28 protein-coding genes are annotated in these 24,821 nt (G+C 51.6%); 12 read left to right on the top strand and 16 right to left on the bottom strand.

What is annotated here, in order from left to right; translation table 11 throughout:
* Position 1 precedes the first annotated feature (1 nt).
* Together ACW73I_RS13655 and ACW73I_RS13650 are read left to right on the top strand one after the other, a co-directional pair.
* On the top strand, positions 2 to 502 hold the full coding sequence (locus tag ACW73I_RS13655) for a hypothetical protein (protein WP_458029939.1): 501 nt from the start codon (positions 2 to 4) through the stop codon (positions 500 to 502).
* A gap of 199 nt (positions 503 to 701) precedes the next feature.
* A complete protein-coding gene (locus ACW73I_RS13650; RefSeq protein WP_458029938.1) occupies positions 702 to 1,184 on the top strand; it encodes a hypothetical protein in 483 nt (160 codons plus the stop codon).
* On the opposite strand, the gene ACW73I_RS13645 is transcribed toward ACW73I_RS13650, so the two are convergent.
* Genes ACW73I_RS13645 through ACW73I_RS13630 form a run of 4 tightly spaced genes read right to left on the bottom strand, consistent with a single transcriptional unit; the run spans position 1,178 to position 3,883 of the window.
* Positions 1,178 to 1,642, bottom strand: coding sequence for a nucleoside deaminase (locus tag ACW73I_RS13645; protein WP_458029990.1), 465 nt, complete (start codon positions 1,640 to 1,642; stop codon positions 1,178 to 1,180). The genes ACW73I_RS13650 and ACW73I_RS13645 overlap by 7 nt on opposite strands.
* A 2-nt stretch (positions 1,643 to 1,644) precedes the next feature.
* Positions 1,645 to 2,709, bottom strand: a complete 1,065-nt coding sequence (metA, locus tag ACW73I_RS13640) for a homoserine O-succinyltransferase MetA (RefSeq protein ID WP_458029937.1) — start codon at positions 2,707 to 2,709, stop codon at positions 1,645 to 1,647.
* 12 nt (positions 2,710 to 2,721) lie between these two features.
* Positions 2,722 to 3,570 carry an ATPase gene (locus ACW73I_RS13635; RefSeq protein WP_458029936.1) on the bottom strand — a complete coding sequence of 283 codons (849 nt, stop codon included), beginning with the start codon at positions 3,568 to 3,570 and terminating at the stop codon, positions 2,722 to 2,724.
* A gap of 10 nt (positions 3,571 to 3,580) precedes the next feature.
* A complete protein-coding gene (locus ACW73I_RS13630; RefSeq protein WP_458029935.1) occupies positions 3,581 to 3,883 on the bottom strand; it encodes a DUF6763 family protein in 303 nt (100 codons plus the stop codon).
* Between the two features lie 134 nt (positions 3,884 to 4,017).
* On the opposite strand from ACW73I_RS13630, the gene ACW73I_RS13625 reads away from it, so the two are divergent.
* Positions 4,018 to 4,224 carry a SlyX family protein gene (locus tag ACW73I_RS13625; RefSeq protein WP_458029934.1) on the top strand — a complete coding sequence of 69 codons (207 nt, stop codon included), beginning with the start codon at positions 4,018 to 4,020 and terminating at the stop codon, positions 4,222 to 4,224.
* Between the two features lie 31 nt (positions 4,225 to 4,255).
* On the opposite strand, the gene ACW73I_RS13620 is transcribed toward ACW73I_RS13625, so the two are convergent.
* Positions 4,256 to 5,530, bottom strand: a complete 1,275-nt coding sequence (locus ACW73I_RS13620; protein ID WP_458029933.1) for a D-alanyl-D-alanine carboxypeptidase family protein — start codon at positions 5,528 to 5,530, stop codon at positions 4,256 to 4,258.
* 411 nt (positions 5,531 to 5,941) lie between these two features.
* Between ACW73I_RS13620 and ACW73I_RS13615 the strand changes: the two genes are divergently transcribed.
* Genes ACW73I_RS13615 through ACW73I_RS13605 form a run of 3 tightly spaced genes read left to right on the top strand, consistent with a single transcriptional unit; the run spans position 5,942 to position 8,030 of the window.
* A complete protein-coding gene (locus tag ACW73I_RS13615; protein WP_458029932.1) occupies positions 5,942 to 6,661 on the top strand; it encodes an SIMPL domain-containing protein in 720 nt (239 codons plus the stop codon).
* 3 nt (positions 6,662 to 6,664) lie between these two features.
* Positions 6,665 to 7,204, top strand: a complete 540-nt coding sequence (locus tag ACW73I_RS13610; protein ID WP_458029931.1) for a metal-dependent hydrolase — start codon at positions 6,665 to 6,667, stop codon at positions 7,202 to 7,204.
* 55 nt (positions 7,205 to 7,259) lie between these two features.
* Entirely contained in the window at positions 7,260 to 8,030 is a 771-nt protein-coding gene (locus ACW73I_RS13605; protein ID WP_458029930.1) for a M90 family metallopeptidase, read from the top strand.
* Positions 8,031 to 8,149: 119 nt separating this feature from the next.
* Here ACW73I_RS13605 and ACW73I_RS13600 read toward each other — a convergent pair whose 3' ends face one another.
* The 11 genes from ACW73I_RS13600 to ACW73I_RS13550 form a co-directional block, all read right to left on the bottom strand.
* Positions 8,150 to 8,581: a response regulator transcription factor gene (locus ACW73I_RS13600; protein ID WP_458029929.1), complete on the bottom strand. Its 432-nt coding sequence runs from the start codon at positions 8,579 to 8,581 to the stop codon at positions 8,150 to 8,152.
* A gap of 26 nt (positions 8,582 to 8,607) precedes the next feature.
* The gene (locus tag ACW73I_RS13595) at positions 8,608 to 9,378 is read right to left on the bottom strand and encodes a class I SAM-dependent DNA methyltransferase (RefSeq protein ID WP_458029928.1); all 771 of its coding nucleotides are present in this window, start codon (positions 9,376 to 9,378) and stop codon (positions 8,608 to 8,610) included.
* Positions 9,379 to 9,495: 117 nt separating this feature from the next.
* A complete protein-coding gene (locus tag ACW73I_RS13590) occupies positions 9,496 to 10,302 on the bottom strand; it encodes a trypsin-like serine peptidase (RefSeq protein ID WP_458029927.1) in 807 nt (268 codons plus the stop codon).
* Position 10,303: 1 nt separating this feature from the next.
* Positions 10,304 to 10,849: a hypothetical protein gene (locus ACW73I_RS13585; protein ID WP_458029926.1), complete on the bottom strand. Its 546-nt coding sequence runs from the start codon at positions 10,847 to 10,849 to the stop codon at positions 10,304 to 10,306.
* Positions 10,850 to 10,879: 30 nt separating this feature from the next.
* The gene (locus ACW73I_RS13580; protein ID WP_458029925.1) at positions 10,880 to 11,926 is read right to left on the bottom strand and encodes a DUF4438 domain-containing protein; all 1,047 of its coding nucleotides are present in this window, start codon (positions 11,924 to 11,926) and stop codon (positions 10,880 to 10,882) included.
* On the bottom strand, positions 11,923 to 12,708 hold the full coding sequence (locus tag ACW73I_RS13575) for a hypothetical protein (RefSeq protein ID WP_458029924.1): 786 nt from the start codon (positions 12,706 to 12,708) through the stop codon (positions 11,923 to 11,925). The genes ACW73I_RS13580 and ACW73I_RS13575 overlap by 4 nt, the downstream gene beginning before the upstream one ends.
* 10 nt (positions 12,709 to 12,718) lie before the next feature.
* Positions 12,719 to 13,816, bottom strand: a complete 1,098-nt coding sequence (locus ACW73I_RS13570) for a hypothetical protein (protein WP_458029923.1) — start codon at positions 13,814 to 13,816, stop codon at positions 12,719 to 12,721.
* Between the two features lie 78 nt (positions 13,817 to 13,894).
* Entirely contained in the window at positions 13,895 to 14,917 is a 1,023-nt protein-coding gene (locus ACW73I_RS13565) for a hypothetical protein (protein ID WP_458029922.1), read from the bottom strand.
* A gap of 29 nt (positions 14,918 to 14,946) precedes the next feature.
* Positions 14,947 to 16,683 carry a hypothetical protein gene (locus tag ACW73I_RS13560; RefSeq protein ID WP_458029921.1) on the bottom strand — a complete coding sequence of 579 codons (1,737 nt, stop codon included), beginning with the start codon at positions 16,681 to 16,683 and terminating at the stop codon, positions 14,947 to 14,949.
* A 10-nt stretch (positions 16,684 to 16,693) separates the two neighbouring features.
* Entirely contained in the window at positions 16,694 to 17,989 is a 1,296-nt protein-coding gene (locus ACW73I_RS13555) for a hypothetical protein (RefSeq protein WP_458029920.1), read from the bottom strand.
* A 28-nt stretch (positions 17,990 to 18,017) separates the two neighbouring features.
* On the bottom strand, positions 18,018 to 18,956 hold the full coding sequence (locus ACW73I_RS13550) for a hypothetical protein (RefSeq protein WP_458029919.1): 939 nt from the start codon (positions 18,954 to 18,956) through the stop codon (positions 18,018 to 18,020).
* A gap of 334 nt (positions 18,957 to 19,290) precedes the next feature.
* Here ACW73I_RS13550 and ACW73I_RS13545 point away from each other — a divergent pair, with 334 nt between their 5' ends.
* From ACW73I_RS13545 to ACW73I_RS13520, 6 genes are all read left to right on the top strand, one after another.
* Positions 19,291 to 20,085, top strand: a complete 795-nt coding sequence (locus ACW73I_RS13545) for a hypothetical protein (protein ID WP_458029918.1) — start codon at positions 19,291 to 19,293, stop codon at positions 20,083 to 20,085.
* A 390-nt stretch (positions 20,086 to 20,475) separates the two neighbouring features.
* Positions 20,476 to 21,492, top strand: a complete 1,017-nt coding sequence (locus ACW73I_RS13540) for an NAD-dependent epimerase/dehydratase family protein (RefSeq protein ID WP_458029917.1) — start codon at positions 20,476 to 20,478, stop codon at positions 21,490 to 21,492.
* A gap of 48 nt (positions 21,493 to 21,540) precedes the next feature.
* Positions 21,541 to 22,659: a Rieske 2Fe-2S domain-containing protein gene (locus ACW73I_RS13535; RefSeq protein ID WP_458029916.1), complete on the top strand. Its 1,119-nt coding sequence runs from the start codon at positions 21,541 to 21,543 to the stop codon at positions 22,657 to 22,659.
* 410 nt (positions 22,660 to 23,069) lie between these two features.
* Complete coding sequence (locus ACW73I_RS13530; protein WP_458029915.1) at positions 23,070 to 23,819, top strand: TIGR04255 family protein; 750 nt, start codon at positions 23,070 to 23,072, stop codon at positions 23,817 to 23,819.
* Positions 23,812 to 24,156, top strand: coding sequence for a hypothetical protein (locus tag ACW73I_RS13525; protein WP_458029914.1), 345 nt, complete (start codon positions 23,812 to 23,814; stop codon positions 24,154 to 24,156). Before ACW73I_RS13530 ends, ACW73I_RS13525 begins: the two co-directional genes overlap by 8 nt.
* Positions 24,157 to 24,163: 7 nt before the next feature.
* Positions 24,164 to 24,778 (top strand): hypothetical protein, encoded by a 615-nt coding sequence (locus tag ACW73I_RS13520; protein WP_458029913.1) that lies wholly within the window; start codon positions 24,164 to 24,166, stop codon positions 24,776 to 24,778.
* The last annotated feature ends 43 nt before the right edge of the window (positions 24,779 to 24,821 follow it).

Genomic DNA, 24,821 nt, shown 5'->3' with positions numbered 1-24,821 from the left:
CATGGGCATTATCGGACAGTATTTGGGCTTGTGCTGGTTTGCGGCGTCACCGCTAGAGTTACCCAGTTCAACTCGCTTCTTTAACAATAATCTGGTTTTCAACTTCTTAATCTTCAGTTTCATCCACTTTAACATGACGGATGATATTGAATCGATTACAGAGGTGATTATCGAAACTTTGTTGAATCTCGGTTTTATCGCGGCGACGTTGTGGCTTAATCGGACCATGTCCGCCTACATACAGGCAGCTTCTTCCGTGTTGTTTTGTGAAAACATTGTCGCCATTTTTCTGATACCGATTATGTTCTGGGCCACCGTTGTCGAAGATTGGTGGAGTTACGGTACTTTGGGTTTGGCTTTGCTCTGGGTATGGGGAATGATCGCGGCTATTTTTAGGAAGATGTTACGGATTAATAGGTTGGCGGGACTGGTAATGTCGCTGTTTTATTTTTTATTCAGTTTCGGCGGCGGTTTCGCAATTAACAGCTTTTTGACCGGTTGACCGTGGGCATATGTGTTTAGACCAATAATCCGAATCAGTCAGCAATCGTTTGAATGCCTTGTTTTAGTCGCAGCAGTCCGCTTTAAGTAGCCAAGCGGTTTTTGATAAAACCTTACGGTTTCTGCGTTGAATTGTAGGTCAAAACTGATTAGAGTTCGATGACCGCGTAATAAATAGAATAATAATCAAGAGGTTCATTATGAAATCATCCAACGCTTGGAAAAGTGCTTTGCTACTGACAACCCTGATTTTTACACATGGCGTATTAGCCGTAACGCCCGCTGAAGAGACCGAAAAAAAATGTATAAAGCCTAAATTCAGGGATTTTGCGCCGGAAAACAAATCGGAAGTTGCGCCGGAAACAGAAATTTCTTTTCACATAAACCGATACGCCGATCCCGAACACGTCGCGGCGACTGCAAAAAAAATTCCGATGAAGGTTGAGGTTTTCGATAAACACACCTTTTATTATGTCACAGCCAAATTGCCCGCAGAGCTCACAGAGGGATTCGCACGGATCCATATAGAAGCAAAATCGACCGAAGGGGACTGCGTTGGACAAGACGGCTGGTTGATTAAAATCGCCGATAATAACAAGCCGGGGGGGCAGGAAAAACCTAGCGGGGATAAGTCTGAAGCGTCTGCTGCATCCGGTCAAGCGGAGTCCGGACAGAATCAATAGCGGATTTTGGTTTCCGATGCATTCCAAGCCAGAAAAGGTGAGTCGGCATTAGGTATTTCAAGAGAATACATTGCGATTGCTCGTTGAGCCGGACGTTTGGGAATTTCTTCGTAGATGAAGCTGTCATCGAAACCGGCTGCCGCTGCATCGGAACGGTTGCCCGCATAATAAACATTTTTCAAGCGGGCCCAATATATGGCGCCGAGACACATCGGACAGGGTTCGCAACTCGCGTAAAGAGTGCAACCGGGCAGTCGAAAATCTTCTAGTCGCCGGCAAGCTTCGCGTATTGCGATGATCTCCGCGTGGGCGGTCGGATCCAGGTTCGGTGTCACCCGATTGCCGCTACTGGCGATAACATGTTTATCTTTAACTAAAATCGCTCCGAACGGTCCGCCGCCATTGGTAACGTTTTCACAAGCCAAATCGATAGCGGCTTGCAGAAATTCGGCATGAATGCTCATGAATTCAACGGGTTGTCGGGATCGATGCCTTCCATGAAAGGTAGGCGCCTGTCCTCGTTAGTGATTTGATATACCTTGCCCAACCAGTTGTTGAATACGGCCTTGGCCGAATCGCGCCAGGTGATGTCCAGGTATTTGACGATTTCAGCTTCCGGCATTGCTTGCAAAGGCCGCCCGCTTGTTTTGGCCGATTTGACGTGTTCGGCATAAGAGGCCAATAGGCGTTGGACTTCCTCGTTAAAATAGTGTTCGGGATAAGGCGGATAGTCTTCGCATTCTCCACTGTAATAGCGCAAGACTTCGCGCTTATATTCCTTCAACAAACTGATGTCGTCATATTCGGGGTGGCCTTGGAAAAACACGATGCGAAATCCGTCCGAGCTAACGGCAAGATGTACGCCGGCTTCTTCACTGGCCACTAAAACCCTTAACCCGCATTTTTCCATGTCGCTTTGAAATACTTCGTTGAAGCGGGAGTGCGGTACATCAAAGCGGGTATTGATTTCGGCGATAAGCGGATGATTTCTGTCTGTTACCTTGTGAGAAAATACGCCCCAGCGTTTGGCCGGCAAACGCGTGCGTTCGATACCATAACAGTGTTGAATTAAGGCATGGGTGGCCAAGCAGGAACATAATATCGAGGTCACATTTTGTTTGGCCCACTCGAAAACTTCGGTCAATGGTTGCCAGAACGATTCATCCTGCAAGTGGTCGTGCGTCACATTGGCGCCGCTGATGATCAATGCATCCAGCCCGTCATGCTTGATTTGTTCGAAGCTCTCGTAATATTTACCGATATGTTCCAGCGCGGCGGGGCTTCTCTCAAGGCCGGCTATCGTAAAAGGATGCACATGGAACTGGGCAATCTGATTGCAAGCGCCGACCAATCTGAAGAATTGGCGTTCGGTCGCTTCCAATGCGGCATCGGGCATGATGTTTAGCAGGCCGATATGCAATTCGCGAATCGATTGATGGCTAGCTCGATCGGGCGTCAGAATTTCCTCGCCTTCGTCGTGTAGACGCTGAAACGTCGGTAGATTAGTGTGCGCGACTAGTGGCATGGCGGTAGATATTTAATTGTCATGGCGTGCTATGGCGCGTGCGATCAATTGGATGAAATCGTCTTCGCTCTGAATTTTGGCTACTTCGTCGGCATCCACGGTATAACCGTATTGCTCGGCTATTGCTTCATAGCGAGGCACTCTAGCCTTAAACAGTTCCGGAAACACCCAGCTAACGAAGTCGTCGGGGTTGATTTGATCGGTGGACCGATAGCCGTGCAGATCCATGAAGCGGGTTAATTTCTCATCGACAAATTCAGGCCGATAGTACAGTGGCTTGGGTTCCTTTTTGGCTCTATCGATAATGGTTTGCTCTAATGCCGGCGGAATTTTGATGTAAATCATCAAGGTGTGCTGGGCTAGCGTTTCCAACACCTCCGGGCAGTCCAGCTCGCAAACGCTACCGCCGGCATCGTTGATGAAATGTTTATAGCCGTAAATGACTTCGGCCTTATGGATAAACTCGGGAACATCGTTCATCGCGGCGATCTCTGCGTGCCGATGCAAGGCTTGCCGACGCTTGAATTCCAACAAAGTCAGGCCGCCCTTGTCGGGATCGCCGATTTTGCCTAAAAAACTTGAAACCGGCGCTAAATTTTCGACGGTGATATTGCTGCAAATATAGATCGAATCCGACTTCAACAAGTCTCTAAGAAACGGCACGCCCATCGCTTGTTGTTTGATATTGTCGAGGATGGGCTCTTCCAAATATTTTGTACCTATGCGGTAATCGCCCGAATAATGAAACCATTTGTCTCGCGGCAGTTTGCTTGACAAGGTGGTTTTGCCGGCACCCGACATGGCCAGTAAAGTAATGCTCTTGGACTCCCAGTCCAGAAATTGTTGCGGGGTCATTCTCATAAAGAGTTGTTCAATCCAAAAAATTGCTGATATCTAAATCTTCTTGATCCGGTCGAGCATGCCGATCGGGATCGCTGTAACCTAAATCATCGCTTTCGAGGTCGTCGAACGGCGCACTCCAATCTTCCGGATCTTCTATATAGTCAAAAGTTGAAGCGTACCAAGCTTCGTTATCGTACTCGCCCAAGTCGCCGTTAGCGTATTGCACCTCTATGGTTTCGTCTTTATTGTCTATGGCTACAACTTTGAAGATCAGATTGTTTTCAAAGTCTTTGTACCAACGGCCTATGACCGGATCTGTTACTGTTGTCATCGTCGCATCCTCGCTGTGGTTGATGGTTACGGCTATCATAGCCGAGTTTGTCTGTACCGTGTAAACGACTCCCGATTTTACCGGGTGAATTCAATTAGAATAATAGGAGCCTATTATTTGAAAATAAATAAAGTATGAGTGAAGAACGCATTATCGAACTGGAAATAAAACAAGCTTATCAGGAGGATTTGATTCAAGCGTTGAATCGTGTGGTTGCGGATCAACAAAAACAGCTCGGCAAGTTAGAAGAAACTTGTAAGGTGTTGCACGAAAAAATCAAGAGCTTAGCGCTAAGCGATAGAAATCCGACTGTGATTGACGAGAGGCCGCCGCATTACTGACGGACTTAGAATCAGCATGGCCTTTTTAATATCAGACGTTTCCCGGCAATAAGGCGCACTTGAATCCATTAGCCCTGAGCTTTTTACAAAAAGAACGGGCCTGATTTGCGTCCAGTCCTAACCATTCCGTACGCCAAAATTGTCTGCCTTTCTTCTTTACTCTGACAATCTGAGCTTGTCCCTTCTTAGCCGACACCCCGAGCGTGCGACGAGCCCTATTCAAATCGACGTCCGCGTCGGTTTTTCGAGTGCGGTCGTTCAACATCACCGCCCAGTCGGACGCAGAGCTTTTTTTAGCATGTCCGGACTTTGCAGTAGTCGGGTTTTTTTGCACAATTTTGCCGGATTTGCTCGGTTTTATACGTATCGGTTCCGCCTTGTTTGATGCGCTGTCGGCACCCATCTGTTCGGCACTGCCGGCGCAGCGATTGGATGACAATTGGAATGGAGGCGGCTCCAGGCTGATAGCATTGATTTGTTCGATTTGCGAGCCTAAAAGACCGGCATGGGATTTTTCAAAGCCTAAATCGAGCAAATTGCCCATTTGTTTGAAACGTTCGGCACTGCTATGCGCGCCCAACAGTACGCCGATCAGACGCCGGCCGTCTCGTTTAGCCGATGCAATTAAATTGTAGCCGGAGCCGCAGGTAAAGCCGGTTTTTAAGCCGTCCGCGTCGGGGTAGCTCTTTAAAATTTTGTTGGTACTAGGTAGTACCCGGCCTTTGTATGCAAATTCCTTGGCTGAGAAATAATGATAATACTGCGGAAAATCGCGGATCAACCTGGCTGACAGCAAGGCCAGGTCTCTTGCGCTGCTGATCTGATTTTCGTCCGGCAAACCGCTGGCGTTGTTGAACGAGGTGCTGAACATGCCCATGCTTTGGGCTTTTTGGGTCATCATGACCGCAAAATTCGGCTCGGTGCCGCCGAGTTGCTCGGCTAAAACCACCGCGGCGTCGTTGGCGGAACGAGTTGTGACGGCCATGATGGCTTTTTCGACGCTAATTGTTTGGCCTCTTCCGAGGCCGAGTTTGGAGCTCGGCTGTTTGGCCGCATGGCCTGAAACGGTCAGCGTGTCATTCAGGTGCAGGCGGCCGGCTTCCAATGCAGCGAAGGTCATGTATATGGTCATGACTTTGGTTAGCGAAGCCGGATACCAGCGGTGTGTGGCTTCGACCTCGTGAATCACGCGACCGCTATCGGCGTCTATTACAATGGCGGCATAACGAGCCGACGCCGGTAGGCTGTGAGATAGCAAACAAGCTAAAGATAATAGGAAGAATTTGTTTTTCAGGATAGCGTTCAATGTGTCAAATCTCAGAAGCTAAATAATCCAGCAGATGGATGTTTACATTTAATCAAAATTATCCCATTCAAAAAAGCCCCACCTCAGAAAATTCTGACGATAGGATAACTTAAAAGAGAAAATATCTCTTGGAATGTACCGTTTTTGACTGAATGATGAAGTCAAGCAAGTGACCAAAGGCTTACGGCAGCCGGTTGGTCCGATTCCGGAACTTTCGGTGTTTGGCGCGATAGCCGAGCGAATAGCGTTCGCATTTAGCCGGATCGGGATTATCATGTTGCTTGATCGGAGGACTCTCCGGCGTATTTAATTTTGCGGTTCTAATGATAAGACTCGTCGCTTGGACACCGTGCCTTAAAATAGCCAGTCGGAAGTAAACCGTCGAAATATCATATCCCGGAGGAGGGCTAAGTGCGAACCGAGAACAACACAAGTGCGTTTTTGCTCGGCCTGTTTATTTTTTTGGGCCTGTTATCTGTGGGGTATTTACTCAGCGGTGCCGTCGTTAAAGTCAAAGAATACGAGCGTAGCGTGACCGTCAAAGGACTGTCCGAACGCGAATACGACGCCGACATCGTGATTTGGCCCATACTATTCACCGCCGCCAGCAATGATTTGGGCGATTTGTACAGCAATATCGAAAAGAATACTAAAGAAATAAAGGATTTTCTGAAGTCCAAAGGGATAGATCAGGCGGAAATCACGGTATCGATTCCCGCGATTACCGACAAGTTGGCCCGACAATTCGGCGATACGGAAAGAGCCGAATTTCGCTATACGGCCGTTCAAACCGTTACCGTGTATTCGAAAAACATCAACTTGATTCGCGAGGCTATGAATTCCTTATCGGAATTGGGCAAGAACGGCATCGCATTCAGCGGCGAAGATTACCAAGCCAAAACCGAATATCTATTCACCCGCCTGAATAGCGTCAAACCGGAAATGATAGAAGAAGCGACGCGCAACGCCAGAGAGGTGGCCGGCAAATTCGCTTCCGACTCCAATAGTACTTTGGGAAAAATAAAAACAGCCTCGCAAGGCCAATTCAGCATCGAAGATAGGGATAAAAACAATCCGCATATCAAGAAGGTCCGGGTGGTCTCGACTGTCGAATACTATTTATCGGACTGAGCATTGCCTACCATACTGACCCATCCGGCCGTCCCGCTGGCCTTGCGCTTGGGATTAGGGCGTAAAGCCGTCCCGAAGCGCTTGTTAATCGCCGGCGTAGTCGCTTCCATAGTGCCGGACTTCGATGTGGCGGCCTTCCGTCTCGGTATTCCTTATGCGGCGGAATGGGGGCACAGGGGGGTTAGTCATTCGCTTGCATTTGCTTTGTTGCTTGCCGTTATCGGCGCTTGCCTTGCACGGCCGTTACGGACTGCATCGAAGCGGGCGTTCTGGTTTTTGTTTATTTCAACGGCTTCGCACGGCGTACTGGACGCGTTTACTAACGGAGGACTCGGCATCGCCTTTTTATGGCCCATCTCGCCCGAGCGATTTTTCATGCCGTGGCATCCGATCGAAGTCGCGCCGCTTGGCATTGCGCGCTTTTTGTCGCAAAGGGGCATAGAAGTGATGCGGTCCGAATTGGTTTGGATATGGGTGCCCTGTTTAGGCTTAGCGCTTCTTGTGTTAGTCGTGCGCCGCTTGCGGGGTTTAACCCGTTGCTAAGGACGCAGCGGCCGCACCACGAGCTACGGTCGTTGACGACACAGGCCGGTTCCGGATGAATTTTTTCAAACGCCTGCGAACCCGCTACATTCTGCATCGCTATGCGGTCAAGCACGACGCATGGCAGACGGCGATCGAAGAATTACGGGTGCTTGACGGTCTGACTGCGGTCGAGAAAGCCCATTTGCGAGAATTGAGCACGTTATTTCTACATCAAAAAATCATCATCGGCATAGGGATAGACATTACCGAGGCGATGCGAGTCGCAATCGCGGCACAGGCTTGCCTGCCGGTGTTGCATTTGGGCTTGGGCTTATTGTCCGGCTGGATGGAGATCATCGTATATCCTGCTGCGTTTTTTACCGAGCGGGACGAAACCGATGCAGACGGCATTGTCCATCACCGTGAACGACTGTTGAGCGGCGAAGCTTGGTCTAGAGGTCCGGTCGTGTTGTCCTGGGGCGACATTGAAAACGATAGACTGTACGGCCATCGAGGTCATAATGTCATTATTCATGAAATTGCCCACAAACTGGACATGCTGGACGGCAGCAGCAATGGCATGCCGCCGCTGCATTTCCGTATGCCCATACCGGACTGGACCTATGCATTCAGTGCGGCCTATACGGGCCTGAATAATACGCTTCAGCATCATCGCCATAGCTTGGTGGATGCCTATGCCGCCACCAGTCCTGCCGAGTTTTTCGCCGTATTCAGCGAATACTTCTTCTGCGCGCCCGAAATCTTGTATCAACATTTTTCAGACATCTACCGGCAATTGCGGCTCTATTATCGGCAAGATCCCTATAAACGGCGGACGGGTTGACCTATCGATACCATAGGTCTCCAATTAAATATCCCCTCGAGGTCCGTTTCGGCGAGTACGCATAAAAGCATTGGCCAACGGCAAACTGCACAGTGTGCAGCGCTGCAAAAATCGGCGCGCTATTGGCCTTTGATTTTTGCAGCCAAAGCCGTTCTGTTGTGTACGCCAAACTTGGTGAAAATGCGCCTTAAATGGGTTGATACCGTGTAAACGCTCAACGAAAGTTTATCGGCAATCTGTTTATTTAGAAGCCCTTTGGCGACCAGAACTGCAATTTGCAATTCTCTTTCGGTCAAACAAAAAGCCAGATTCAGATCGATGGTTTCTACCGCTTCCGACAGGTGCTCCGAATTCAGATGTTTTTTTGTCCGGATTTGGTAAACCGTATCGTCGAGTTCGAATTCACCCAGGCAAGAATATTCTTGTCGATAACGGGAGTTTCCGTCCGGTTCTTGTTTTTCCGTAATAACGCAGTCTTTGCCGTTTAGGTTGAAGCACGCTAGCGGTTCGTTCTGTGTTTCCGAGTTTGCTTGCTCTGTAGCTACTTTCATAAGCCATCGTGCCTCCTTGTTAGATACTAATTATTTTTTCTAGCCAGGACCTGAACCCAATAGCTGTGTTCGTTGGCGGGTTTAAGTCGTTCCAGATCAAAACAATCCTGCGTCGTGAAACCGGTTTGAGTCAGCAAACGCAGGACAACTTTCAGAGGGTACCATCGCTGCACATGCATTTCCGAAATGCGCTGATCGCGATTGTCCGCCTCCGTTACAGTGAGTTTGACACGGCTCAAATTTTTTTGGGGGTCCGTATGAGTCGACCAATAACTCATAAAAGGACCATAGCGAATTTTCCTGTTTTGATCGATCGGCAAAGCGCCGCTACCGGTGATAAAGTCAAAAAGCAGATGGCCGTTCGGATTCAAAGCTTGATGACATCTGGTCAGTACCTCGATCAAATCTTCTTGCTTAAGAAAATAATTCAGGGTATCGAACTGACAGGAAATAAAATCGACCGAAATGGGTAATTGTAGTTCACGCAAATCCTGTTGAAAAAACCGGATCGGCAGCTTCTTGATTTTTTTTCTGGCGATATCGAGCATGGCCGAGGAATTGTCCACGCCGACCGCCGTTTTGCCCTTGCGCGAAACATAGCGGAGAAAGTTGCCCGTACCGCAGCCTAAATCGGCGATCGAATCATAAACGATCCGATGGCGGTCCAGCATATGAACAAATGCGCCGCACAACAATGGAAATACGGGTAACGCTACGGCGGAGTCATAAATTTTCGCCAGCACCTCATAATTGGGTGGAGCGGCGGGAATTCCGACTGGCTGAGACAGTTTATTCATGTCATATCACCCAAACCCTCGGTTTTCAGGATTAAACAAGCTTTAAGCAATCAGGTCAACGGACGACGGCGGCTAATTCGGATTAAAATTAGCTTAAAAAACGGCAGCCTGCATGTATCAACTCAAATAAAACCGCTTCATGTACGTTCCGCGATCCTTTACGGCGTCCTTTATATGTCCTAATACCCGAGGACTAAACCGTACCCCGCTGTTTAGCGAGTCCGGCGGCGCCAAGATCGTGCCCTTGCGGCAGCCGTAGGGTCGGCCTTGCTCATCGGTTACTCCGGTTGTGTGAATTCCCACCAAGACGGGCTCTCCGTTTAACACGGTCCAAATCGGGCTGCCGCTGTGTCCAGGGCAGGTGTCGACCGAGTAAAACAAGCGCGTCGCTGTGACTTTCTTAAGAAATTCCTGGTGGTGCCATTGGCTACCGACCGGTTTATCGCCGGGGTATCCGCAAATCGTCAATAAATTTTTAGAAAACAACCGTCGCCATTGAGCGGTGGAGACGGCCCGGGTGGGCATGAATTGTTTGAAGCGGATTCCGGCGCGATCGAACATCACCACGCCGTAATCGTAGCGCCGTCTGAGTAATCCCTTTGACTCGATATAATCCTGCGGCACGTAAAACCGGCTGGCTTTTAATCTGCCGAACGGCTCGGTATCGCGGTCGCTACGTCCCGGTACCGCATACATTGCCCGGGGGCCGCGCCGCAATAGGTGTTTATATAAACAATGGGCGGCCGTCAACACCGTATTAGGCGCGATCAATACGCCGCTGGCGCCTAGCCAACGGCCGTCTCCAAAATCCCTGAGCAAATGGCAAACCGTATTAAACGGATAACGCCGCGTGTCGAAAGTATGCACACGGTTGTCATGCGGGCCGATCACCGCATAATCGAAAGCAGCGCTATTGTGATCCATTTCATTTTTTGCGATCGCCGGCATCCTCATCGCCGCTCGCCTCGGGTTTGGATGGTGCCGATACTTGCGCCGGATCTTCCGTCTCGGCGTCTTCGAAACCATTGTCATCATGCCAATCGAGATCGTCGTCAAACGGCGCCAACAATTCCTCAATATGTTGCAGAATGATAGGGTAATTGTCTTGCTGCATCAGCCAAGAAGCGAAGGCGTCGGCCCGCTCCCGCTGGCGCGAGCTCATGCCGCTTAAGTCATCCGCGTCGAATGCCGCGTCATCGTCCGCATCGAACGACGCTTTCTTGGCGACAGCCGCTTTTCCGGCCGTGCCGCGCCCGGTGTCGGACGTTGCCGGTGGGCGAGGTTTCAAAGGGGTGACCTTGGCCGAAATCAGTTCGTTGGGCTTTTCTTGCCGTTCCTTGCGTTGGCGCTGGCGAACCGTTTTGACTTGCTTGGATGTGGCTATCAAGGTATCGATCGCTTCGATCACAAAGCGGTCCAATTCATTCAAAATATCATCGTCATCATCAGAGTGTTCGCTATTTCGTTTCATAAAATAACCTCATCAGTGTTAAGCCTGCCGTTACCGCGACATTCCGGATCGAACCTCCGCTTTGCGCCTATCTTTTGCGGGTACCTTGACCGCCTTGCAGGTTGGACAGCGGGATAACGACTTGGCTTGGGTTTCTATCAAGGTCAATCTTCCGGGCGATTGCCGCGCCGGCTTTATCCTTAACACTTCGGCAAGATTGGCCTTGGCATCCCTCACCGGCCGCATCAGCTCGGCCGGCCCGCAAATCAGACTGACCACGCCGGGGCCGTGTCCGCTGACGGTGCTGTCGCCGTGCACGACGACGCCGAAAGTCGTATAGCCTCTATGGAAGGAGCGGCCGAAGCGGGTGTCGGCATGCAGAATCGCAATCAAATCGCCGAAACGCAGCGTATCCAGACGAAATTGACGCATGAATTCGCGATCGAACAATTGGATATCGTAATCGCCCCGTTGCACGGTGCTTCGGCCTAGCCCCGAGCCCATCACCCGGGCGGGCAAACAGTGGGTAACCGGTATCCTCAGCACGCCGCGATCCGGCCAAACGCCCCAATTTCTAAGCAGGCGAGGGGCGCAGTTGAACAGTTCGAGCTCCGGAAACTTGCTGATTTTTAGGCCGGTGCCGCAGGCGTATATTTGAATTCTGTCGCCTATGCACAGCCGTTTTAACACGGACGCCGGAAAATCCACCATCACGTGATCGACGCCGCCGTGCTTGCCGGTCACCACGCCTTTGGCGCCTTTGCACGGGCCCGACACCACAAGCGCTTGGTTGCCTATGCAGGCATAGGTGTTCAAGGCCAGATTGAACGCGTCTTTCAGTTTTCCCGGCGCAGGCCGGTAATTTTTTATCGACGCGCCGGGCTCGATGTGGTCGCCTACCAGACCGATGCAAGGGTCGCCCACCCGGTGATTGATGACGATACCGCCGGTGCCCGGCAAAACCCGCGGTACGCCGTCCTGGCCGATCCGATAAGGCGAGGCTTTGTCGCTGGGATGCGACACTTCGCCCATGACCGTCGTCATGACCAGATCGCGTTCGTTGGTATGCAGTCGAAAAGGCGTTAATGCGGTTTTCATGACACGCGCGCATCCACGGTATACCAATGAGCGTAAGCCGCTTCCCAAGCATCGATGGGACGCTCCGCTTCCCAGTCGCCGGCATCCTGCCAATAATATTGTTTGTTGGGTTCGATGGCCGGCATGACCATCGCGAACGGGGCGACCAGGTGTATCACGTTCAGCTTCAGCCCGTTCCAAAGCAATTCGCTGATGCCATTTCGAAAAAACAAATGCTGCAACTGACTGCGCGCGAATTGACTGCCTTGGTTCGGGGCCGGATAAAGTTTCATGTGCTTGCCGATGTAATCCATAAGATTGGAACATTGGCTGTCGCAACTGAAGATGACCGGACGATAAGGCATCAAGGCACCCGCCAGGGCCAGCGTATCCAAACTGGAGCGTTCGGAATCCGAAAGTAACCACGCTTCTCCGGTTTCGTTGTCCAAGGTTTCGGCAAGCGCTTCATAGCGCTGCAGAAACTGCTTGTCTATATAATCCGGCAACAGGGATTCCTGCCTGGAATCACCCACCCAAAAAATACGCAGGCCGTTAAGATGCGAGTCGACCCGGGCGATTTTCCACAATTTGAATTCGGCCTGCCGGGCCGGATCGACGCTGTCCAATTCCTGGCTGTCCAACGTAAACCATAATTCGCGGCCCAGAAATACATTGGCTTCCTCGGCCAAGCGCAAGGTAAACAAGAAACCGCCCGGCGCCAATGCCAACGCCACATCGACCACGCAGCTCAAGCGCGCGCCGTTTACCGCGACTTTCAGAGACGGAAACCACGCCGTGTTCATTCATTACGCCCTAAGAAGCCGCGGCTGCGTAACGTTTCGGCAAGCCGACGGCCCAACGCAGGTTATCGGTTACGCCGGGGAATTTACGCCCTTCTTCGGTCAAGCGGTATGCGGCGATCCAGGCTTCGGCATGTTGCCCGATAGGGCGCGATTCGGCCTTGAACGCCTCCGGATCGACCGTGGTTTGGAAGTCGTTATCGGCCACCCAATACAGCACCCGCCGACCGCTTTCGGCCATTTTGGCCCGGTGAGACAATTCCGGCACGCCGCCCAAATGCCGGTTGGCGACCATTTCGATCACATCCCATTTGTTATTGGCGTCGAAGGATTTTTTAATATCGGGCGTATCCAACAGTTCCAGACATTGTTTCAGATAATTGCCGACTTCGTGGGTCAAGGCCACGATGTTGCCGTAGGTGGCTCTATCCATCGAATAACGCAAATCCGTACCCAGGCGCTGTACGGTGGCGATGTTCCCGTAAGGGCGTTGATCCAGGGTATTCGAACCCCTGATCACATCGCCTATGGTCAAATCCCGGAAATATTGCGCCAGCGACGTCATGAAGGCGACGAATTGGTAATTGAAATTCTTGTTGACGACCGCTCCCGCCGGCGCCGGCGCCTTACCGTAGTTGAACACCCTGCGGTAAGCGATCATGCGGTCCCGGCTGCCGTAGCGCAGCGGCTTCCATTTTTCCAGTATGTACAAGCCGCGCGCGCCCGGCCCCCGCTGTATGCGCATGCGGCCGAGTTGAAACAGGCGCCGCAATACGTCGACCACGGCAAATACTTTCATGCGCTCGTGCTGCCAGCAAAAATACAATTCGGCGGCGGCGTGCAATTGGCTGGGAATAATGGCCGAATCGAAATCCGCCTTCAGAAACGGATACGGTACTTCGCCGAATTCCTTGATGCCTTCGTTGCCGAAGCCGATCAGGTCGATGAAGGCATTGCCGCCGTTTCCGGCGGATTCCTCCAGCAGATATTCAAAGCGCTGTTCAAACTGCTGTTCGATCGCGGCACGCTCGTCCGCCGGCAGTTTGGCTAATTCGTCACGCCAAAAGCGTTGCCAAAGGCGTTTAATCGTTTCATTGTTTTCGAAAGACATAATCCGTGCCTCGCTCTCTTAACCTTGTTTAAATTCTCCGATACCCAACTTCGGTCTGGAGCCCGCAAAAACACCGAATCAACCCGGTTTGGCCCGGGGAGGCGCCTGTTCCGCCGCTTTAATTTTCTGCGTATCCGGCGTTTGGGCGACGGAGGCCGTATTTGCCTTCAGTTCCATCAGGTAAAAAGGCGATTTGAACAGGTTGTCGTGCAAAACAGCCAATTCCTGCTCCAATCGCTCGCTACGGCTTTCGATTTGTTGCCTAGCATTGCAAGGGTCTTCGATTTCAACGAATATTTCCGTCACGCCTTCGGTTTCCAATTCCGTGGTCATGCACAGCGCATTACCCATCTGAATTTCCGTTTGAAAGCACATCAATACGTTGTGCGCCCGTGCCGTAAAGGCTCTGACTTGGGCATTGAAACTTTCCATGGCTTCCGCATCGGTTGCCGCGCATAACGATTGCTTTTGCATGGTCCGGAGTTTTTCCATCAATAATTGCTCGTAACATTCGAAATTGGCTGCCAATAGCATTAGGTGCTCGCGCTTGGCTTTCGTCGCCGTTACATAGCTAGTTGTGAATGCAGCGGTTTGTTGCGTATTAAAATCGGAACGAAAGTGTCCGCAACGACCATGAGCGATGAAAGGGCTCAGCCGGATTTTTTCGTATTGCTCGGTCAATTCGGCCGATAGATTTTCCCTGCGTGTCGAAATTTCCGACCTGATATGGCAGGAATGGGCGATTTCGTTAAATACGGCGCTTACGCCGTCGTATTTCAACACCTCCGCTATGCACAGATCATTGATGGTTTCGACATCGTTCACGAAACATTTCAATAGATTGTGTTTTTGCGAGCGAAAGGTTTTGATTTGGGCATTAAAGGCCATTTTGATGTCTTCCTCGCCGCAATAGGACAGCGCCTTGGCCGCCATGCGCTCGTAACTGGCTAGCAATAAGGCGCCGCGGCCTTGCAGATTGTGCTCGTATTTGGCCAATTGGTGTCTGTCGGATCTATAAACCGCCGGCTCGCTGTAATCGTTCGAGGCCAACTGTTCGAACGCGCCGACCTGTCTATCAAGAATTTTATATAACTCGTTCATTGCCTGTTCCCCATACGGTTAAGTGGAAGTCAAGAACCTTTTCGGCTGCGTCTGTTGGTAATGCCTTCCAACGATGTTTCCATCGTGGTGGGTATATCGACCTGAATATTTCTGCATGCTGCAATGTCGTGATTCAATCCGGACAACGCCAATCCGAGCGTGGCTTCGATGACGTCGGCAGCCAAAGCCGGATTCCGGCATGACGGCGCCATGATCCGCACCAAGCGGCGCCAACTGTCTTCGGTCAAAAGCTGCTGGCACAGGGCGTCGGCAGCGATATCGCTATCTATCACGGCATCGTTGAGACTTAAGTAGCCTGCGGCGTCGGTCAATAGCGCGTCTACCGTCAATTGGTTTACTTCCGGTTCGTCGAACTGCCAGGATTGGGTATGGGTATCGCCGTTTTCGTCGTCCCAGCTGATGCTTGCGCTTGCATTCAGCAAGACATCGAAAAACCGTGCATAGCCGGCCGCGCGATGCCGGTATTCCGGGATGCCGCCGGTTTGTTGCCCTTGAATGAATAGGTCGATCACATGATCGATGTCGTATAGGGCTTTGTCTCCCAAGATCTGGCTAATAATGGTATCGGCGCTGCAATTACAATCCAACAGACAGTCCAGCAAGGCCGCCAGATTGCCGCGAATCCGGATCAAATCGAGCAGGGTTTGGGTATCGCCTTGCGGTGTGGATAGTCCGTACAAGCCGTAATACAGCACCGGCGGCCGAGAGATATAGATCAGCCGGCTGGCGCTATCGCCCATCACGAAGGCGTCCAGCAATAATTGGATGGCGCTTAGAAAGGCGGCGATAGGCGGCGATTCCGGTTCGATATTGCGGTAAGCCGCCAGGAATAGCCGCTGCAACCGTTGCAACGGCACCTGCGCGGACGCGGATAATGCCCTCAATCCTTTCGAGCCGTCCAGCGTTGCCTGATCGAGCAGATCGTCCAGCAGACGGGCCATGTTGTCCTCGTGCAGCAATGCCCGCAGGTCGGACTGGCCGTTGCGGTCCAAGCGCTGCATCAACTCGCGGTAGGCCACCATGCCCCACGGCCATTCGCCGTTGTCATAGGCGACATGTTTCGCTCCCATCAAGGCTCTCAGCGTTTGCATGATGGCGTCCCGGCGGTCTTGCAGCTCGCTGCTCGGCGCCTGTAACACGATGCCGCTGCTGGACAGGCCGATTTCGGCCAATTGTTCGCCCAACATCACCAACAACACGCTGCCGACTTCGTCCAGGCTTTGCCCCAGACGGCGGTAATAGGGATTCACGTGCGGCGATAGGGCGCCGACATAGCGGGCCAGGCGCGCGAAATCGCGCAAGCTGCGCCGTGCCGCGAAGGTATTGTCCCGCTGCCGCGGATCGAGAGCGAAGCGCGCCGAATTGACGCCCTCGCTGACAGTGGCGCGTATCGCGCTGGACCAACCCGTCAGTTCGGGCTGGATATCCTTGAGCAGATTGTTATTGACCAGTGCATTCAAATCCCGCTCCACATCGTCGCGGGCTTGTTCCAAGTCTTTGCTGGTGGCGGTTTCGCGTGCTTTTGGCTGAATCACCATCTTGGCTTGTCTGGCCACCGGAAAACCGGCCGCTTCGTTCGCCAAAGCCGATTCCTCGCCGGCATATAAGCGTTTCAACCCCCCCGCTACTTCTTCGGCGTTCCAAGGGTCTCCGATACGCAGCACGCGCCGGATCAGGCTATCGGCCTTGACGGCGGAAACGCTGCGATCTCTTTGCTTGTTTGAATTGTCGTTTGTTCCACTCATACCCATATCCTCATGCTGCTAAAACCTGCGGCGTAACGAATTGCGCCGTGGGATCGAAAGATGTTGCCAAATGAGAAATTACCAGCCTGGATAACATCGGCAAGTCGGCGCCGGCATGCAGAGCGTGCCGGCTGGCGCTTACCAGATACCTGGGCGATAGTCCCTTCGGCACCCGCCCTTGCAATAACGCTTTGGCGCCGAGACGAATGGCGCGCTCGTCCGCTTCCGAAAACGGAATGATGTCCACCAAGGCCCGCTGCGCCAGATTACGTCGGGTCTGAAAAGCGATTTCGTCGACCACGGCCGGAATCACGCGGCTAGAGGCTTTGACCAGGGAAACCGGCAGCCGGTGGCCCGAACGCAGATCGTAAAGCCGCCGCCAGATCGACCGCATTTTCGCGGCATCGGCGCCGAAGCCCAGCCGCTCCAGCATCTCCGCCAGTATCAGCACCCGGAAATAGCCGGTCGGATGTGCTCCGCCCGGCCGGTAGGTGGTCACCTTGGGAAACGGGTGAGTCAAGAACTCCATCATCCCCCAAGCCGAAGCGGTGCCGCCCAACAGTATGGCCGCCAAGTCGGCAAATATTTCCTTGTGCCAGCGCGAATAGATGCTCACCAATTGCGGATCGCCGAATCCCTGTAAAATCCGTTTGCCTACCGCATCTTTGTTTTCCTGCCAAATTCCCAGGTCGGCTTGCAGATTGTGCGAAACCTCATGCAAGAATACGGATTGCCACGGATTATCCCTATCCCAGGGAATCCGAATAATGGGGAACGGATTTTTTTCGCCGAGCAGACGCACCAGGGATACGCCGCGGCGCATGGTGGCCGGCGAAAAGCCGTGTTCCATATAAGTCAATGGCTTCAATATGCGGCCGCTGAATATTTGCGGAGCCGCCGTTCTGATGGCGGTGTAACAATCGGCCGCAATCATGTCGTGGGCGGCCAGAGCCGGTGCGAATGCGGAGCCGCGTTGGCTGAATACTTCGAAGAACAAGCCGAATGCCCGGCGGGCGCGGTCTACTTCCCGTTCCACGTAGGCGATAGATTGCAAGGTGCGTTGCGGAGGCGCGGCTTTGCTCAAGGCTTCAAGCTTTTGCAGGCGCCGGCGTATCGAGTTATCGATAGCCAGCAGGCGTTGGTTGGCCGCCTTGAAATGTGCCGGAGACGGGGCATAGGGACGGTCTTCCGCTCTCAGGCCGACCTGATGCGGTGTCAGTTTGGTCAAGCGCCGCGCCCTCGATTTGAGCGCGCGCACCTTGGTGCCCAAAAACTGTCGCCACCCTGTCAGACTGCTGCTCGTCATCACCTGAAGACCTCTGTACCAACTTTTGTTAGGCGCGCGATATCGTAATCCGGGTAGGGCCTGGAATCGTATAGCTGAGCGCGGAGCCGCGCCTTCTGATTATTTTTTTCGCAATGGGCGAAGGCTTGGACAGCTTTTTGACGATGACGGGCTTGCGCACGATGCTGCTAACCGCCCGGCGGACGATTTTAGGTTTGACCATCGTCGGTACCGGCCGGGCCGCCGTTTTCCGCTTGACGCTTTTAACCACGCGCGGCAACACCCGTATGGCTTTGCGGCCGCGGGTACGCACCAATTTATTAGCGGTGGATTTCATTTGTTTGACCATGCGTTTACGCGCCGGTTTGGATAATTGAGCGCCTTTGCGTTTCACCAGCGTTCTGGCCGCGATGGTTGCCACGACCGGCAAGGCCCGCGGATTACGCACCGCATATTCCGCCATAGCCTCCAATGCTTCGTCTTCCGACGCCCCGTCGGCCATCAGTTTGCCTAATATACCGGCGACCCGGCCGCCGATTTGGGCGTAAGGATGAGGGATTTTGCTCAAAATCGGCCCCGCAACGCGCGCTACCGAGCCCACGCCCTTGCCGATTTTGCGCAACACCGGAGCGGCTTTCTTGGCTAAGCGTTTGATGCCGCCAAACAGGCGTTTGAAAAATTCGTCGCTATCTTCGGCACCCAAGGCGTAGGCCAGCATTTCGTCCATTTCATCTTCATCGTACTCGTCGAATTCATCGAATTCGTCATACTCATCCATTTCATCGTAAGCATCGAACTCATCGTACTCGTCGAATTCGTCATACTCGTCGAATTCGCTTTCGGCATATTCGTCGTATTCATCATATTCATCGCCTTCGTCGTACTCGTCGTACTCATCGAATTCATCGCCTTCATCATAAAGATCGGATGCGCCTTCGACATCTTCATAGGCGAGATCGTCATATAGATCCTCTTCATATGCAGACATAGCTAATCTCCTTCGGTAGGACTGAGAAAGCAAAGCGGTAAACGTTCCGCTTCAACCGTGGCTACAAGCTAAACAAATTCGCCCCGGCTGTCATTCCCACGTTTTCGGCAGCACATTTGCGCTAGCGGGAATTTAGTATTGACACGGCTAACTTGTTAAATTCAAAGAAAATTACGCTATGGCTTGTGCGGCGGCAATATATGGTTTACTGCATGTTTGGTAGTCTAAAAAGGCGACTTTCATTCATCCGCCTACCGGTATAACGTGCCCGCCAAGCACCCGAATAAAGGCGAAACCGACGCTAGCGCTTTTATCCTTGTACCGGAGAACAGTGATGATGCACGCAGCCGATTATTACGACGAATTCGATGATATGGATGACTATTATCTGTTTGATGAATTCGAGGACGACGACCTGTTTGATGCCTATGACAGCTTCGATGAGGATGACGAATTTCTCGGTAAAGCCTGGAATTGGTTGACTAAGAAAGGGTCGACTCAGCGAAGGGTCGCACTCAGCGCGGCGAAAAATGCGCTAACCGGCGGAGGCGGTGCCATCGGCGGTACGTTGGCGACTATCGGCGGCCTCGGGCCTTGGGGCACCGCGGCAGGCATTACCGGCGGCTCTTTGTTGGGTGGCGCCGCCGCCGGACTGTTGCCGGATCAGATGGATTACCTGGCCGAGATGGCCTATGCCACGGAGGATGAGGACGAAGCCGAGGCCTTTCTCGGTGCGCTGGTCCCGCTCGCCGCCAAACTGTTGCCGCGCTTGGGCGGCGCGGTGTCTCGGGTAACGCCGCAACTGATTTCCGGGGTTTCCCGCGTCGGCAAAACGCTGCGCCGTCATCCGGCTACCCGCAGTATGATTCGTTCCTTGCCCGGAATCGTACGCAACACAACCCGCGACGTGGCGCGGCATTATTCCAAACACGGCACTGTTACAGGGAAACAGGCCGCCAAATATTTGGCCCGCAGGACTTATCAAGGGCTTAGCCGGCCCACTGCCAGCCGGAAGAGATTGTCCGGATCCGCACTCCCTGTGCGCGGCCACCCGATGCCGGTCAAAAGACCGGTCAGAACGCGCATCATCAGAGGGCCCGGCGGATATTGCCGCTGTTATTATCAATGAAAGCCGGGTGATCCCTGGTCCCAATGATTGCTTGGTAGGATTGGAAACGCGCGTTTTTGTTTGAACGGCTTTTTCTCTTTGGATAAGGCTAGCGCTTTACAATATCAAAGTGGTTTGAGAATATGGCCGGGAAAAATTCGAAGCCGGTTGGATAGTTTCGAGCCGTCCCGACGTTTATGGTTTGGGCTGAAGCCTTAAACCAGCTTTCAATTTTCTTGCTCAGTCGGCGGCGGTCTCCAAAATATGGCAAGCGTGTAGACGCGCTACAAATTGGTAGCGCCGACCCGGGGATTCGATTTCAACAAGCTGTTTATTAAACCGCGGTGATTGTCGTCTAAAGCTTATCGATTATTCTCCCCGGACCTCTTTCTCACTTCAAAGCATGAGACTATGACTCAAGGCACTACCCTGCTTACAGGAGCTACCGGTCACCTCGGCGCCAACTTGGTTCGTCGGTTGCTTGCCGACGGCGAGCAGGTGCGGGTGATGATGCGATCGGGACGCGACAATGGGGCGCTCGATGGTCTGGACGTGGAGCGAGTGTTTGCCGACCTGCGCGACAGTGGGGCGGTATCGGCCGCTGTTCGCGGTTGCTCCCGGGTTTATCATTGCGCGGCGCTGGTTTCGACTATCGAAGGCAATGCGGCGCACAAGCGCGACCTGTTCGATACCAACGTGCGCGGCACCATCCACATTCTGCAGGCGGCCAAACACCACGGCGTCGACAAGGTGGTGGTTTCGGGGTCGTTGAGTGCGACCGGCTATGAGCCCGATCAAACCAGCCACGAGGGCATGCCGTTCGATCCTTTCCAACGCCATCTGCCCTACGGCTTTACCAAGCATCTCACCGAGCACGAATGCCTGAAGGCGCACGCCGACGGGCTCAATGTGGTCGTCGCCACCTCCTGCGCCATTGTCGGTCCTCACGATTATGAGCCTTCGCGCATGGGGCGGGTACTGATCGATTATGCCCACGGCCGTCTCCGCGCCTATATACCCGGAGGCTTCGAATTTGTCTCCAGCCGCGATATCGCAGAAGGACATGTATTAGCCATGCGCCATGGGCGTTCCGGCCAGAAATACATCATCAGCAGCGCCTATGCCAGCGTGGACGATCTGATGGCGTTATTCCGGGAGGTCACCGGCCGTCCGCTGCCGAGACTAAAGCTGCCACCGTTGCTGATGGCAGGCTTGGCCGAAGTGGCCGACAAAACCTGGTATCGGGCGTTTCCGAACTTGCCCCGCCGCTTCACGCCGGCAGCCGTGCGCTTGCTGCAGATGAGGCGGCAGGCCGATCATGACAAGGCCAAGCGGGAGCTGGGCTATCAGCCCACCCAATTGTCCCTGGCGGTGCGCGAAGCCTACGATGATTTCGTGCGCAGGGGCCTGATCGTTCCTGATAAATAGTGAGTCGATCAATCTCCCCCACTTTGACTAAAAGCCTGAGTACCCGATATGAACAGTAGACAGACAAAATCCCCGCTTCCTTCCTTTGCATCGGCTAAAAATTCTCGGCAAAAGGCCCGCGCCGCCGGTTTGGATCCCGATCGCTGGTATGTGGTCGAATACGATAGCGCCGTGAAAAAAGGCCAAGTGAAAGAGGTGATCTTCTGGAACACCTCCATCGCGCTTTATCGCGGCGAGGACGGCAAACTCGCGGCCATGCGTAACCTCTGCATGCATCGCCAACTCAAGTTGACTAATGGCGTGGTCGACAAGTGCAGCTTACGCTGCGCCTATCATGGCTGGTCTTACAACAGGGACGGAGTGCTGGAGGACTACTCGCACGACAGCTTCGGCAATCCGCTGATCAAGAAACAGATGCAAACCTATCCCGTGCAAGTCCGCTACGGACTGATCTGGTTATTTCCTGGTAATCCGGAACTGGCCGGCGAGCGCAAGATACCGCTAATACCGGAACTCACGGGAGACGACACCTGGGCCAACTTTGCCGTCGACTACACCTGGCGCACCCACCACTCCATGGTGATCGACAATATCTGCGATTTCTCCCATGCCTTCCTGCACCGGAAATACCGGCCTTTCATCGATGCCAAACTGACACACCACGAGGCCGATGACGACAGGGTTTACCTGACATACGATGCCTATATGGCCGGCGGCAGAATCTCCGGAATTTTCGTCGATCGGAAGCGGGTCAATACCCGCTCCATCGAATTGTGCTACGAATACCCTTACCAATGGACCAACACCGGCGATAGCATCAAGAACTGGTCGTTCATGCTGCCTATCGACGAAAAGAACACGCGGGTGTTTTTCCTGTTTTATTTCGACGCCCTGAAGATTCCGCTGATTTCGATGAAAACGCCGAAGTGGCTGACCCAGTTGGTGCTCAATCTGGCCAAGCCCCTGGTATTCAAGCCCATACTCGACGAAGACGGCGTCGCCCTGGAAGCGGAAATGCTGGGCTACGAAGCGTATTGGGATGCGCCGCCCATAGAACTGAATCCCGTGGTTCCGATGTTCCAACGCCTTAGCGCCCGCAAATGGGAGGAACATCTGGCCAGAAATGAAAATACTGAGGCCGCTTGCAATCAAGAGCCTGTAGCTTAACCTGGCGGGCGGCTAAGACCCATTGCGGTCTGTCGCTTCATCTGGTTTAATGACTTCGCTTTGATCTTTACCGGCCATTGCTAGTGCTTAATTGCATAAATAAGCGATATGAAAATTAATCCTAACATTTTAATCATAAAATTATTTTAGTTATCGCCAATTAACGCAATTAAGCACTAGCTCGTGGCAATGATATACGGATAGATAAAAACATACGCAGATTTAATCGATATTATATCGAAGTAAATTTGGTGGTATATCTACGATTAAATATTTAATTCCTTGTATTGCTTGCAGTCTGCAGGCACGACACAGTTCGTCTTTATCTGTGAAGGTAACATTGGGGTATAATAGTTGGTTAAGCTATCCATGCCGTTTAAATTCAGAAAACACATACACTTAGCGTAAATATGGCTAATAGACTTCCAAAGCGACTTTGCAAAGAACCACTATTGGATGCCCTTTTTGAGTGTCGTTTTATTACTCATTTTCCCGTGTCCAGTATACTGCCTGGAATTCTGTTTTCGGAATTTGAAGGAGAAAAGCAGCTAGAACGGCTTCCACATTCCGAAATACCAGAAGCGGTACGAAATAGCGATCCAAATTTACAATATGTTCCACTCGTCCGTATTCGTTTGGATAATTATAGTTTTTTAATTGGTGATCGCAGTCTAGCTATTTCTTGCAACTTGCCATATAAAGGATGGAATGATTTTAAGCCAACAATTATTAAATTGATTGGGGTTTTAAAGAAAAGTGGATTAATTAACAAGGTTATACGCTATTCGACCAAATATGTTGATCTTATAGAATCTGATGACTTCGCTGATCAAGTTAGTTTAGCTGATTTATCGTTGAGAATTGGAAGCCATAACTTAACTAAGGAGCCTTATCAGGTACGAATGGAAATTTCCGTGGAGGGGTTCATCAATATCCTCCAGATTATTTCTGGAGCGAAAGTGCTTATGCCAGACAACTCTGAACGTCACGGTGTTGTGATTGATATTGATACCATAAAGGACACTGGCGGCATTTCCGTTGAACAGCTTGAGGTAGATTTTGATAACGCACTTGAACATATTCACCGGATAAACAAAGAAACATTTTTCGATTGCATTACTGAACAGACTATCGCGCGACTGGAGCCAGAATATGAATAAATACCATACTGCACAGACATCACGAACATTTGGCACCGTTGTGATAGCAGGAATATTGGCCGGCACCTCCTTGCCTTCCGATTGCAATAGTGAGCCATCCTCAAGTACATTAAATTTCACCGATAGTAATAATTATGCTTTTGTTCTGCTTGGAACATCTCCAACGCATGAACCAAACAAGAATATTTTGACCAGACAATACGCCGCATCAGAGGAAACAATATTTGAAGTTGCTATTACTGGTTTTTATGAGGAGCTTTCTTCAAATCAAGAAGCTCTAGGCCATGAATTTCAGCGGGTTTTATTTGATAATTTATGGGACTTGTATCAAAGCTAACTTATTTATGGGTATTACTTTAGAGAACATTAACGATCACATCCCATATTATTTGACTCAGGAAGCCAAGAATGGCCTTGTTAAAGCACTTAAAGATTTTCCTGAGAAAATTAATTATTACACGACAAAATGCCAAGATGAATTATTGCAAGGCGATGGCTGGAACCGTCTAGATATAATTAATCTAGAAAGCGGTGACCGGAAATCAATAAGAGGAATTATTCTTAGCAACAGTTGCGATATTAGCCCGGAAAATCCAAGAGAGGTTCCTGCGCGTATGATATTTGCCCCCATCATTCCTCTTTCTCTATATGAAGATTTGCTTACTAGGAACGGAATTGATGTAGAGAAAGTTTCAACGAAAGTTAGCTCAATTAAACTACAACGAGTGACTTCCTTGTTCTATCTTCCCAAAGGAGGATGTTTGGAGTCAGATCATATTGCTGTGCTAGATGACTTGCACACATTGCCCGTACAGCTTTTCTGCAAAAAAACAGATAGAAAAAAACAATTTACCCTTAGTCAAGCTGGGTTTTACTTATTTCTGTTTAAGCTGTCTATACATTTCTGCAGATTTCATGAAAACGTATTTCGTGATTATGATCAGCAACAGGCATCCTAGAATACTCAGGGTTGATGGGGCTTATGTAATCTTAAGCGGTCAT

It is taken from the genome of Methylomonas sp. MgM2 (assembly GCF_054172045.1).
The sequence above is the reverse complement of the archived record's forward strand: the minus strand, read 5'-3'. Positions and strand labels throughout refer to the sequence as shown.